General features: G+C 72.9%; 10 protein-coding genes. 2 read left to right on the plus strand and 8 right to left on the minus strand.

Annotated features, from left to right (window positions below; translation table 11 throughout):
* Nucleotides 1-345: 345 nt before the first annotated feature.
* Entirely contained in the window at nt 346-2,853 is a 2,508-nt protein-coding gene (locus ACH4J0_RS21360; protein ID WP_396242117.1) for a CDP-glycerol glycerophosphotransferase family protein, read from the plus strand.
* A 46-nt stretch (nt 2,854-2,899) separates the two neighbouring features.
* Here the strand turns inward: ACH4J0_RS21360 and ACH4J0_RS21365 are convergent, their stop codons facing one another.
* From ACH4J0_RS21365 to ACH4J0_RS21390, 6 genes are all read right to left on the minus strand, one after another.
* A complete protein-coding gene (locus ACH4J0_RS21365; RefSeq protein WP_396242118.1) occupies nt 2,900-3,388 on the minus strand; it encodes a 2'-5' RNA ligase family protein in 489 nt (162 codons plus the stop codon).
* Nucleotides 3,389-3,447: 59 nt separating this feature from the next.
* A complete protein-coding gene (gene trpS / locus ACH4J0_RS21370; protein ID WP_396242119.1) occupies nt 3,448-4,488 on the minus strand; it encodes a tryptophan--tRNA ligase in 1,041 nt (346 codons plus the stop codon).
* A gap of 30 nt (nt 4,489-4,518) precedes the next feature.
* Nucleotides 4,519-5,844: a hemolysin family protein gene (locus ACH4J0_RS21375; protein ID WP_396242120.1), complete on the minus strand. Its 1,326-nt coding sequence runs from the start codon at nt 5,842-5,844 to the stop codon at nt 4,519-4,521.
* A 192-nt stretch (nt 5,845-6,036) separates the two neighbouring features.
* A complete protein-coding gene (locus ACH4J0_RS21380; protein WP_396242121.1) occupies nt 6,037-7,029 on the minus strand; it encodes a malate dehydrogenase in 993 nt (330 codons plus the stop codon).
* 243 nt (nt 7,030-7,272) lie between these two features.
* Nucleotides 7,273-7,698 carry a DUF3017 domain-containing protein gene (locus ACH4J0_RS21385; RefSeq protein ID WP_396242122.1) on the minus strand — a complete coding sequence of 142 codons (426 nt, stop codon included), beginning with the start codon at nt 7,696-7,698 and terminating at the stop codon, nt 7,273-7,275.
* Between the two features lie 19 nt (nt 7,699-7,717).
* Nucleotides 7,718-8,572, minus strand: coding sequence for a bifunctional methylenetetrahydrofolate dehydrogenase/methenyltetrahydrofolate cyclohydrolase (locus ACH4J0_RS21390; protein WP_380420006.1), 855 nt, complete (start codon nt 8,570-8,572; stop codon nt 7,718-7,720).
* A 488-nt stretch (nt 8,573-9,060) separates the two neighbouring features.
* Here ACH4J0_RS21390 and ACH4J0_RS21395 point away from each other — a divergent pair, with 488 nt between their 5' ends.
* Nucleotides 9,061-9,666, plus strand: coding sequence for a hypothetical protein (locus ACH4J0_RS21395; protein WP_396242123.1), 606 nt, complete (start codon nt 9,061-9,063; stop codon nt 9,664-9,666).
* Between the two features lie 70 nt (nt 9,667-9,736).
* Here ACH4J0_RS21395 and purH read toward each other — a convergent pair whose 3' ends face one another.
* Together purH and purN are read right to left on the minus strand one after the other, a co-directional pair.
* Nucleotides 9,737-11,314 (minus strand): bifunctional phosphoribosylaminoimidazolecarboxamide formyltransferase/IMP cyclohydrolase, encoded by a 1,578-nt coding sequence (gene purH / locus ACH4J0_RS21400; RefSeq protein WP_396242124.1) that lies wholly within the window; start codon nt 11,312-11,314, stop codon nt 9,737-9,739.
* Complete coding sequence (gene purN, locus ACH4J0_RS21405; RefSeq protein WP_396242125.1) at nt 11,311-11,970, minus strand: phosphoribosylglycinamide formyltransferase; 660 nt, start codon at nt 11,968-11,970, stop codon at nt 11,311-11,313. Before purN ends, purH begins: the two co-directional genes overlap by 4 nt.
* Nucleotides 11,971-12,157 lie beyond the last annotated feature (187 nt).

Here is a 12,157-nt window from a genome sequence, read left to right on the forward strand (position 1 = left end):
CCGGCGCCCGCCCCCCCGCCGCGCGGCCGGGGGGGGCCCCCCCCCCGGGCCCCGTCGCTGGGGTGGGGGGCCGGGGGGGGGGGGGGGGCGCGGGCCCCCCCCCCCCCCCGCCTCGGCGCCACCTGGGAATTCTCCGAGAACAGTCGGCCCTTTACGTGCATTTTGCGCTCGAACTCATGTTTCCCCAATGAATTTCAAAGGAAATTCTCCGAACTGAACAGTTGACCCGGGCTGCCTTCCCGGTATGGGATATCAATTCGGCCCCGTCCGCCCCGCGTCGGCACGGCGGCCCCTCCCGGCCACCGCCACGCCCGGGATCCCCTCCGCCGAAGGGCCCCCCGCACCATGCCTGCGCTCACCCGGTTCGTTCTGCCGCACGCCGCCCCCCGGGTGAGCACCGGCCGACCCGCCGTCGACGAGGACGTGGTGTTCGGGCTGCTGCGGGCCCGCTGGCACGGCCGCGGGCTGGAGCTCACCGGCTTCGCCCGCCCGCTGGACCTGGACACCGGCCGCCCCGGCTCGGCCTGGACCTGGCTGACCCTGCGCCACCAGGACGGCACCGAACCGCCGCTGCACCTGCGCACCAGACCCCGCAGGCTGCCCGAGGTCACCGACGACAGCGCCCAGCCCGACCACAACCACGACTGGTCCGGCTTCACCGCCCTGGTGGAACCCTCCCGGCTGCGCCGCGACGGCCGCTGGCTGCTCGGCGACTGGCAGATCGAGACCACCCTCTTCACCCGCCCCCGCCCCACCCGGCTGCGCCGCCAGTACGGCGCCCTCGCCCCCCACTGGTGCGGATCCGGCGAGTACCCGCCGGCCCGCTGGGTGGACCGCGACGTCCGCCTCCAGCCGCACTTCGAGGACGACCGGCTGCGGCTGCGGCTGGAACGCCCCGGTGTCCGGCTCGACCGAGCGGAACCCGCCTCCGACGGCATCCTGCTGGCCGGCACCGCCGACCACTGCCCCGCCGGCACCGTGCTGCGGCTGCGCCACCGGCAGAGCGACGCCGTGATCGAGCACCCGCTCACCCGCACCGGCAACACCTTCACCGTCCACCTGCCGTACCGGCCGTTCACCGCCGACGGGCGCGGCCGCCACACGCTGGAGCACTGGGACGCCGAGCTGCTGCGCCCCGACGGCGGCACGGAGCAGCTCTGCCTGGACGAGCGCGGCGGACCGGTGGCCGGCCAGCACCCGCTGCCGGACGCCCCGGACCGGGTGCTCTACCTCAAGCACCTCGCCGACGGCCGGCTCCAGGTCTGCGTCCAGCCGGCCGCCGGGCTGGTCGACCGGATCGCGGTCCACTTCGCCGGCTTCGAACTCTCCGGCCACTGCCCGGATCCGGCCGCCGACCGGCTGGAACTGGTCCTGCGGCACAGCGGCACCGCGGGCGAGGTCCGCACCCCCGTCGAGCCCGAACCGGACGGCCGCTTCCGGGTCCAGGTGCCCGCCACCCGCACCAGCTCGGACGGCGCCGTGCTACCGCTGCGCAAGGGGATCTGGGAGGCCGCCCTGGAGCCGGCCGACCGCTCCGGCCCGGCCCGGCCGCTGATCGCCGCCGCCGCCGTCCTGCCCGCGCTGCCCGTCACCGCGACCACCGGCGGCAAGCACGTCCTGCTGCAGCGCCGCTGGCACGACGCCCTGCTGGTGGACTCCACCCCGGTGCTCGACGCCAGCGAGCGCAGCGCCTGGACCCAGCAGCGGCTGCGCACCGGGCACTACCCGGCCGCCCGCCGCGAACCGCTGCGCGAGGCGGTGCTGTACGACGTGTTCGGCGGCCGCGGCTACGCCGACTCCCCGCGCGCGGTGCACGCCGAACTCGTCCGCCGCGGCGAGCCGTTGGAGCACCTGTGGGTGGTCGACGACGGCCAGGCCGAGCTGCCGCCCGGGGTCGTCCCGGTACGGATCTGGAGCCCGGAGTGGTACCGCGCCCTGGCCACCTGCCGCTACCTGGTCGGCAACACCCACTTCCCGGACTTCCTGGAGCGCCGCGAGGGCCAGGTCGTGGTGCAGACCTGGCACGGCTCGCTGCTGAAGCGGATCGCCCACGACGTCGACAACCCCTGGCTGGCCGACCACGGCTACCTGGAGGCGCTCGACCGGGAGACCCCGCAGTGGAGCCTGCTGCTCTCCCCCAGCCCGTTCGCCACCCCGATCCTGCAGCGCGCCTTCCGCTACGACGGCGAGGTCCTGGAGTCCGGCTACCCGCGCGGCGACGTCCTGGCCGAGCCCGACCCGCGGGTCGCCGCGACCGTCCGGCACCGGCTCGGCATCCCCGAGGGCAAGCGGGTCGTGCTGTACGCGCCGACCTGGCGCGAGGACCAGCAGCACGGCGACGGCGAGGGCTTCCGGCTCGACCTGCGGCTGGACGTCGACCACGCCCGCCGGCTGCTCGGTGAGGACCACGTGCTGCTGGTCCGCCCGCACTCGCACGTGCGCGACCCGCTGCCGGGCTCCGACGACGGCTTCCTGTTCGACTGCGGGGACTTCCCCGACCCGCAGGAGCTGCTGCTGATCGCCGACGTGCTGGTGACCGACTACTCGTCGATCATGTTCGACTTCGCGATCACCGGCCGTCCGGTCTACTTCTTCACCTACGACCTGGAGCACTACCGCGACACCCTGCGCGGCTTCTACTTCGACTTCGAGCCGAACGCCCCCGGGCCGCTGGTGCCGGACTCCGCCGAACTGGTCCGCGCGCTGCGCGAGCTCGCCGACAGCGGGGCGGAGTTGCCGCCCGGGTACGCCGAGCGCTACCGGCGCTTCCGGGCCGAGCACTGTGTCCTGGACGACGGCGGGGCGGCCCGCCGGGTGGTCGACCGGATGCTCGGACTCGGCCGCGCCGGGTAGCTCCCCGGCGGTCCGGAGACCGTACGGGTGCAGGAGCCGTGCCGGTTCAGGAGAAGTGGTACTCCCGCCAGGGCCGCCAGACCTCGTCCGCGTCGAACCGGGAGAGCGAGAAGCCCGGCACCAGGAAGGACGCCCGGAACCCGCGCGCCTGCTCGTACGCCTGGTCCAGCACGTCGTCCGGCAGGCCGTGGGCGACCGTCACGTGCGGGTGGTACGGGAAGGCCAGTTCGCGGGCCAGCGGGCCGGAGCGGACGTCCGCCTCCAGCAGCCGGCACTCCTGCGCGCCCTCCTCGACCCGGACGAACACCACCGGGGAGACCGGGCGGAAGGTGCCGCCGCCGCGCAGCAGCATCCGGAACGGCCGGTGCGCCGCCGCCACCGCCGCCAGGTGCTCCTCGACCTTCGGCAGCACCTCGGCGGGCAGCTCGGTCGGCGGCAGCAGGGTGACGTGCGTCGGTATCGAGCGCGCCTGCGGGTCGCCGTGGCCGGCCCGGGCGTCCTGGATCCGCGCGCCGTACGGATCCGGAACGCTCACGGACACGCCGATGGTGACGGGCGAGTCACCGCCACCATCGGGCAGGCGTGTGAGGGGAGTCACCGCTTGGCGGCCGGGAGGAAGCCGATCCGGTCGTACACCGTGGCCAGCGTCTCGGAGGCCACCGCGCGGGCCTTCTCGGCACCGATCGCCAGCACCCGGTCCAGCTCGGCCGGGTCGTCCAGGAAGGTCCTGGTGCGCTCCTGGAAGGGGGTCACCCACTCGGCGAACAGCTCGGCCAGCTCGCTCTTCAGGGCGCCGTACATCTTGCCCTCGAAGTGGGCGACCAGCTGCTCGACCGACTCGCCGCTGAGCGCGGAGTGGATGCGCAGCAGGTTGGAGACGCCCGGCTTCTGCTCCTCGTCGTAGGAGACCACGGTGCCGGTGTCGGTCACGGCGCTCTTGAACTTCTTGGCGCTGACCTTCGCGTCGTCCAGCAGGCTGACCAGACCCTTGGGCGAGGAGGCCGACTTGCTCATCTTGATGCCCGGGTCCTGGAGGTCCATGATCTTCGCCGTCTCCTTGAGGATGTACGGCTTGGGGATCGTGAAGACCGGGGCGTAGCGGGAGTTGAAGCGCTCGGCGATGTCGCGGGTGATCTCCACGTGCTGGCGCTGGTCCTCGCCGACCGGGACGGCGTCCGCCTGGTAGAGCAGGATGTCCGCGATCTGCAGGATCGGGTAGGTGAACAGGCCGACGGTGGTGCTCTCGGCGCCGTACCGGGAGGACTTGTCCTTGAACTGGGTCATCCGGGAGGCCTCGCCGAAGCCGGTGAGGCAGTTCATCACCCAGGCGAGCTGCGCGTGTTCGGGCACCTGCGACTGGACGAACAGGGTGCAGCGCTCCGGGTCCAGGCCGGCGCCGAGCAGCTGGGCGGCGGAGATCCGGGTGTTCTGGCGCAGGGTCGCCGGGTCCTGCGGCACGGTGATCGCGTGCAGGTCGACGACCATGTAGAAGGCGTCGTTCTCCTTCTGCAGGTCGACCCACTGGCGCACCGCGCCCAGGTAGTTGCCGAGGTGGAACGAGCCGGAGGTGGGCTGGATGCCGGAGAGCACCCGGGGACGGTCCTTGACCGGACCAGTGACCGCTGCGTTGACCATGCGGGCCATTCTTCCAGTTCCCCCGGTCGGTCAGGAAACCTCCGACCCAGCAGGGTCCTCCGGTGTGACCGCACTCACCCTCACCCGGGCGATCCGCCGGCCCTCCACCTTGGCCACCGTCAGCAGCACGGCCCCGCCGCCCTCGACCGGGACCCGGGCGTGGTCGCCGTCCCGGGGCAGCCGGCCGAGCGAGGCGACCAGGCAGCCGGCCACCGTCTCGTACGGGCCCTCGGGCAGGGAGACTCCGGTCTCCTCCTCGAAGTCGCCGAGGTTGAGCAGGCCGTCCAGTTCCATGCCGCCGCCGGCCAGGCGGCGGGTGGGGGCGGTCTCCGGGCGGTCGTACTCGTCCCGGATCTCGCCGATCACCTCCTCGACCAGGTCCTCCAGGGTGACGATGCCGGCGGTGCCGCCGTACTCGTCCACCACGATGGCCAGGTGGTGACCCTCCCGGCGCATCTCGCCCATCGCCTCCAGCACCCGCTTGGTGCCGGGCAGCAGCTTGACCGGGCGGGCCAGGTCGCGGACCTTGACGGCCTGCTCGCCGCGGGCACCGTACAGGTCCCGGACGTGGACGAAGCCGACCACGGCGTCGGCGCTGCCCTCGACTACCGGGTAGCGCGAGTGCGGCGAGGTCTCGGCCTGGTGCCGCACCGCGGCCAGCGGGCGTTCGGCGTCCAGGAAGGTCACCTCGGTGCGCGGCACCATCACCTCGCGCAGCTGGCGCTCCCCGGCGGCGAACACATCGGCGATCAACGCCCTTTCGTCGCTACCCAGTTCGGTGTTGGAGGCGACCAGGCCGCGCAGTTCCTCGGAGCTCATCGAGCCGCGCCCGGCCGCCGGGTCGCCGCCGAACAGTCGGACCATCAGGTTGGTGGAGTGCCCGAGCAGCCAGATCACCGGGCGCAGCGCCACCGACATCACGTCCACCACGGGGGCGGCGACCACCGCGATGGACTCGGCGCGCTGCAGGCCGATCCGCTTGGGGGTGAGCTCGCCGAGCACCAGCGAGACGTAGCTGATCACCAGGGTGAGCCCGACCAGGGCGACCGCGTCCGCCATCCCCTGGGACAGCCCGGCGTCGACGAACAGCGGGGCGACCTTCCCGGACAGCGTGTCGGCGCCGAAGGCGGCGGACAGGAAGCCCATGCAGGTCACGCCGACCTGGACGGCGGCCAGGAAGCGGTTGGGGTCGGCGGCCAGGTGCGCGGCCCGGGCCGAGCGCCGGGTGCCACGTGCCTCCAGCGCCCGGATCTGGCCCTCCCGCAGCGAGATCAGCGAGATCTCGGCGACGTTGAACAGCCCGCCCAGCAGGATGAAGACGAGGACGAGCGCGGCGTCCCCGAGGGTTTCGTTCACAGCGGGCCAGTGTAGGCGGCGGGAGCAGGCGGGGGCCGGAAGCGACGACGGGGCCGGCGGGGCCGGAAGCGACAGCGGGGCCGGGCGGACCGGAAGCGACGACGTGGCCGGTCGGGGGCCGGGAGCGGCGACGGCCCGCCGCCTCCCGGGAGCGGGAGGGGCGGGCCGTCGGGAAGGCCGCGTGGGCGGGACTCAGATGAGGCCCAGCTCCTGGACCGCGTCGCGCTCCTCGGTCAGCTCCTTGACCGAGGCGTCGATGCGGGCGCGGGAGAAGTCGGAGATCTCCAGGCCCTGGACGATCTCGAACTTGCCGTCCTTGGTGGTGACCGGGAAGGAGGAGATCAGGCCGGCCGGGACGCCGTAGGAGCCGTCGGAGACGACACCCATGGAGGTCCAGTCGCCCTCGCCGGTGCCGTTGACCCAGGTGTACACGTGGTCGATGGCGGCGTTGGCGGCCGAGGCGGCCGAGGAGGCGCCACGGGCGTCGATGATGGCGGCGCCGCGCTTGGCGACGGTCGGAATGAAGTCGTTCTCCAGCCAGGCCTGGTCGCTGCCGACGGCCTCGAAGGCCGGCTTGCCGGCGACCTCGGCCTGGAAGATGTCCGGGTACTGGGTCGCGGAGTGGTTGCCCCAGATGGTGACGCGCTTGATGTCGGAGACCAGGGCGCCGGTCTTGGCGGACAGCTGGCCGACCGCGCGGTTGTGGTCCAGACGGGTCATCGCGGTGAAGCGCTCGGCCGGGACGTCCGGAGCGTTGCGCTGGGCGATCAGGGCGTTGGTGTTGGCCGGGTTGCCGACGACCAGGACCTTGATGTCGTCCGCGGCGTGGTCGTTGATGGCCTTGCCCTGCGGGCCGAAGATGCCGCCGTTGGCCTGCAGCAGGTCGCCGCGCTCCATGCCGGCGGTGCGCGGACGGGCGCCGACCAGAAGCGCGACGTTGGCGCCGTCGAAGGCCTCGTTCGGGTTGTCGGTGATGGTGATGTCCCGCAGCAGCGGGAAGGCGCAGTCGACGAGCTCCATGGCGGTGCCCTCGGCGGCCTTGAGGCCCTGCGGGATCTCCAGGAGGCGCAGGTTCACCGGCACGTCGGCACCGAGCAGGTGGCCCGAGGCGATGCGGAAGAGCAGCGCGTAGCCGATCTGGCCGGCAGCTCCGGTGATGGTGACGTTGACGGGGGTGCGGGTCATTTCTACCTTCTCCAGCAAATCGCCAGGTGCCCCAGGCACACCGGCACTGGAGCCAGGATGATCTCTCGACATCGAGAGACCGGCGTCAGGTTATCGCAAAGGGAAGCGTACGCCGCGTGTGCGGGCGTGGCTGATGCGTCACAGACGCACCGCGGCCCCGCCCGGGATTCCGGGCGGGGCCGCAGGGGCGTGGCCACGCAGTGCACGGGCCCGTGCCCGGGCCGGCTCAGTGCTCGGGCCGGCTCAGTGCTTGGGCCGGCCGATCAGCTGGCCGATGTTGTCCAGCAGCGGGATCTCCAGCCACGGGTTCGGCTGCGCGACCAGGGTCAGCAGCACGATCGAGGCGCCCAGGAAGGCCAGCACGATCACGTCGGTGAACCGGCTGCGCACCGCCAGCATCCCGACCTCGGGCAGCACCAACCGCAGCACCGCGCCGAGCAGCACCCCGGTGCCGAGGAGCAGCAACCCGTACTTGAAGCCGTCCTTGAAGTCGGCGAACCAGGTGACCGCGAGGCCGGCGCCGACCACCGAGAGGACCAGCGTTATCGGCCACTGCCGGACCGGCAGGGCGTGGTCGCGCCCGAGGGCCGGGGCGGCGCCCTCGGGCGGGAGGGTGCCGGTGGTCTTGACCGGCCTCTGCCGGGGCCGCGCCGGTCGCGGTTCAGTCATGCTCGCCGTCCCTCGGGGATCAGACGCCGGCGCGGCGCTCGGCCGCCTCGACGATGTTGTTCAGCAGCATCGCGCGGGTCATCGGGCCCACGCCGCCGGGGTTCGGGGAGATCCAGCCTGCCACCTCGGCCACGCCCGGGTGCACGTCGCCGACGATCTTTCCCTCGCTGCGGCTGACGCCGACGTCCAGCACCGCCGCGCCCGGCTTGACGTCCTCCGGCTTGACCAGGTGCGGCACGCCCGCGGCGGCCACGATGATGTCGGCCTTGCGCAGGTGGGCGCCGAGGTCCCGGGTACCGGTGTGGCACAGGGTGACGGTGGCGTTCTCGCTGCGGCGGGTCAGCAGCAGGCCGATCGAGCGGCCGACGGTGATGCCGCGGCCGACCACGACCACCTCGGCGCCGTCGATCTCCACGTCGTGCCGGCGCAGCAGCTCGACGATGCCCAGCGGGGTGCACGGCAGCGGGCCCTCGATGCCCAGCGCCAGGCGGCCGAGCGAGGTCGGGTGCAGGCCGTCGGCGTCCTTGTCCGGGTCCATCAGCTCCAGGACCGGGTTCTGGTCCAGGCCCTTCGGCAGCGGCAGCTGGACGATGTAGCCGGTGCAGGACGGGTCGGCGTTGAGCTCGCGGACGACGTTCTCGACGTCCTCCTGGGTGGCGGTCGCGGGCAGCTCGCGCTGGATCGAGGCGATGCCGACCTCGGCGCAGTCCTTGTGCTTCCCGTTGACGTACCAGCGGCTGCCCGGGTCGTCGCCGACCAGGACGGTACCGAGGCCGGGCGTGACGCCCTTCGCCTTGAGGGCCGCCACGCGGGCGGCGAGTTCGGACTTGATCGCGGCGGCGGTGGCCTTGCCATCGAGAATCTGGGCAGTCATGACCCCATTCTCCCGGATCGCGACCGCACCCCGTACCGGGACCGGCCCCACGGCCGGTCGGGCGACCGGACGGGCACGGAAGGTCCGCACCACGTTGCGGTTGCGCCACAGTCTTGACCTGGCACCCGGAACCGGCTGGACAGCGCGCTGCCGTCCGGATCACGATATGCGGGCATCCCCTGCCGCGACCCGGCCCGGTGACGGGCCGACGGATCCCGCGGCGGGGCGTACCCGGGGGAAAGAGCCAGTGATCCGATCACAGCAGTCCGCACAGCCCGACCGCCATGGCGTCGCCCTGACCGCGCCGTGCCCGTCCCGCCGTCCGATCACCCGCTCGTCACAGCACTGAGCCGGCCGCGCCCGTCACCGCCGCCGGGCTGTCACCGCGCTCCGCCGCCGTCCCGTTCCGTCGGCGACCCGTCTCGCCGGCCGCAACCGGGTCCTCCGCCGTCCCGTCCCCACGTCCCCGCAACTGCCCGGAGGCATCCATGAGTTACCCGCCCGACCCGAACAACCCGTACGGCCAGCCGCAGGCCCCCGGGTACGGCTACCCGCAGCAGGCCCCGCCGCCGGCCCCGGGCTACGGCTACCCGCAGCCGGTCGCCCCGGGCTACGGCTACGCGCCGGCCATGCCGCAGGTCATGCCGGGCCTGGTGACCACCGCCCGGGTGCTGCTCTTCATCGTGGGTGGCGTGCAAGCGATCCTCGCGATCGTCTACCTGCTCATCGGGGCCGCGGCCAAGGACGCCACCAACACGGTCAAGGCCTCCACCAGCGACAACCCGTTCACCGCACTGGGCGACGCCGCCGCAGGCATCCTGATCGTCGTCGCGATCCTGTTCGGCCTGTTCGCCGCGCTCTCCATCACGCTCGGCGCCAAGTTCGGCAAGGGCGGCAACAACGTCCGGATCACCACCATCGTGTACGGCTCGCTCGGCGCCCTGGTCGGCCTGCTGATCCTGGCGGGAGCCGTCACCGCCGGGACCGCCATCGGTTACGTGATGGCCGGTCTGTGGCTGGCCATCAGCATCATCTGGATCACCGCCATGTGCATCCAGGACGGCGTCAACTGGTTCAACCGGCCGCGGTACTGACCGGACGGCACGGACCACGGCGAAGCGGCCCGGCTCCCTCCTCGGAGGGGGCCGGGCCGCTTCGTGCCACTCAGTGGAAGAAGTGGCGCGCGCCGGTGAAGTACATCGTCACACCGGCCTTCTCGGCCGCCTCGATGACCATCTCGTCACGGATCGAACCGCCCGGCTGGACGATCGCGCGCACGCCGGCGGCGATGAGGATCTCCGGGCCGTCCGGGAACGGGAAGAAGGCGTCCGAGGCGGCGTACGAGCCCTTGGCCCGCTCGCCGGCCCGCTCGACCGCGAGCTTGCAGGAGTCGACCCGGTTGACCTGGCCCATCCCGACGCCCACCGAGGCACCGTCCTTGGCCAGCAGGATCGCGTTGGACTTGACGGCCCGGCAGGCCCGCCACGCGAACGCCAGCTCGGCCAGCTCGGCCGCGGGGAGCGCCTCGCCGGTGGCCAGCGTCCAGTTCGCCGGGTCGTCGCCCTCGGCCTGCACCCGGTCGGCGTCCTGGAGCAGCACGCCGCCGGAGATCGGGCGCACCTCCTGGCGGTTGGCCGGGGCCTCGGGGGCGACCAGCACCCGGATGTTCTTCTTGCGGGCCAGCACCTCGACCGCGCCGTCCTCGTAGCCGGGGGCCACGACGACCTCGGTGAAGATCGGGGCGATCTGCTCGGCCAGCTCGACGGTGACCGGGCGGTTGACCGCGATCACGCCGCCGTACGCGGAGACCGGGTCGCACTCGTGCGCCTTGCGGTGCGCCTCGACGACGTCGCCGCCGGTCGCGATGCCGCAAGGGTTGGCGTGCTTGATGATCGCGACGGCCGGCTCGGCGTGGTCGTACGCGGCGCGGCGGGCGGCGTCGGTGTCGACGTAGTTGTTGTACGACATCTCCTTGCCGTGCAGCTGCCGGGCGCCGGCCAGGCCGCCCGTGCCGTCGCTGTACAGCGCGGCGCCCTGGTGCGGGTTCTCGCCGTAGCGCAGCACGTTCTGCCGCTCCCAGGTGGCGCCGAGGAACTCGGGGAAACGCTCGTCGCCGGGGGCGTAGCCGGCCTCGAACCAGGAGGCCACGGCCACGTCGTAGGCGGCGGTGTGGGCGAACGCGGCACCGGCCAGGCGCTTGCGGGTGGCCAGGTCGAAGCCGCCCTCGCGAACGGCCGTCAGCACGTCGTCGTAGCGGGCCGGGTCGACCACCACGGCCACCGACGGGTGGTTCTTGGCGGCGGCGCGGACCATGCTCGGGCCGCCGATGTCGATCTGCTCGACGCACTCGTCCGGGGTGGCGCCCGAGGCGACGGTGGCCTTGAACGGGTAGAGGTTCACCACGACCAGGTCGAAGGGCTCGACACCGAGCTCGGCCAGCTGGGCGCGGTGCGACTCCAGCCGCAGGTCGGCGAGCACGCCGGCGTGCACGCGGGGGTGCAGCGTCTTCACGCGCCCGTCCAGGCACTCCGGGAAGCCGGTCAGCTCGGAGACCTCGGTCACCGGGACGCCCGCGGCGGCGATCCGGCCCGCGGTGGAGCCGGTGGAGACGATGGCGACCCCGGCGGCGTGCAGGCCCTGGGCCAGCTCCTCCAGACCGGTCTTGTCGTACACGCTGATCAGCGCGCGACGGATCGGACGGATGTTCTCCGAAACGGGGGGCGTGGTGGAGCTCGCACTCATGCCGGGATCCATACCTTTCGGTCCTCGATGCGGTGACCTTCGCGGGCCAGCCGGCCCACGACGTCGACGAGCAGCTTGCGCTCGACAGTCTTGATGCGCTCGTGCAGCGCTTCGCCGCCATCGGCGTGGTCGGCGTCGACGACCTCGACGACGCCCTGCGCGATGATCGGCCCGGTGTCCACACCGGCGTCGACCAGGTGGACGGTGCAGCCGGTGACCTTCACCCCGTACGCGAGCGCGTCGGTGACGCCGTGGGCGCCGGGGAAGGCGGGCAGCAGTGCGGGGTGGGTGTTGACGATCCGCCCCGCGAAGGCCGCGAGGAACTCGGGGCCGAGGATCTTCATGAAGCCGGCCGTGACCACCAGGTCCGGCTGGTGGGCGGCGACGGAGGCGGTCAGCGCACGGTCCCAGTCGGCGCGGTCCGCAAAGTCCTTCATCCGGTGGACGAAGGTCGGCAGGCCCGCCTTCCCGGCGCGGTCGAGGCCGGTGATGCTGTCCCGGTCCGCGCCCACGGCCACGATCTCGGCGCCGTACGCCGGGTCGGCCACGGCGTCGATCAGCGCCTGGAGGTTGGTGCCGGAGCCGGAGACCAGCACCACCAGGCGGGCCGGTCCGGGCGTACGGGGCGGGAAGAGCTGAGCGGGGGCGGCGGCCACTGCGCGATTCTCCGTAGGTCGGGCGCCGCCCGCTGGTACGTCCACCGGTGGTGGGGCCACTACGAACGGCAGGTCGAGCGAAGGGGAACACCAGGAGAACCCGCCGCGACGCGGGCCCCGGGGAACCTATCTGAGCTGCTGACCGTCACCACGATAACGGCTGGTCGGAGGGCCCCCGCACCCTCCC

Source organism: Kitasatospora sp. NPDC017646 (assembly GCF_044329365.1).
In the GTDB taxonomy this organism is placed as follows: domain Bacteria; phylum Actinomycetota; class Actinomycetes; order Streptomycetales; family Streptomycetaceae; genus Kitasatospora.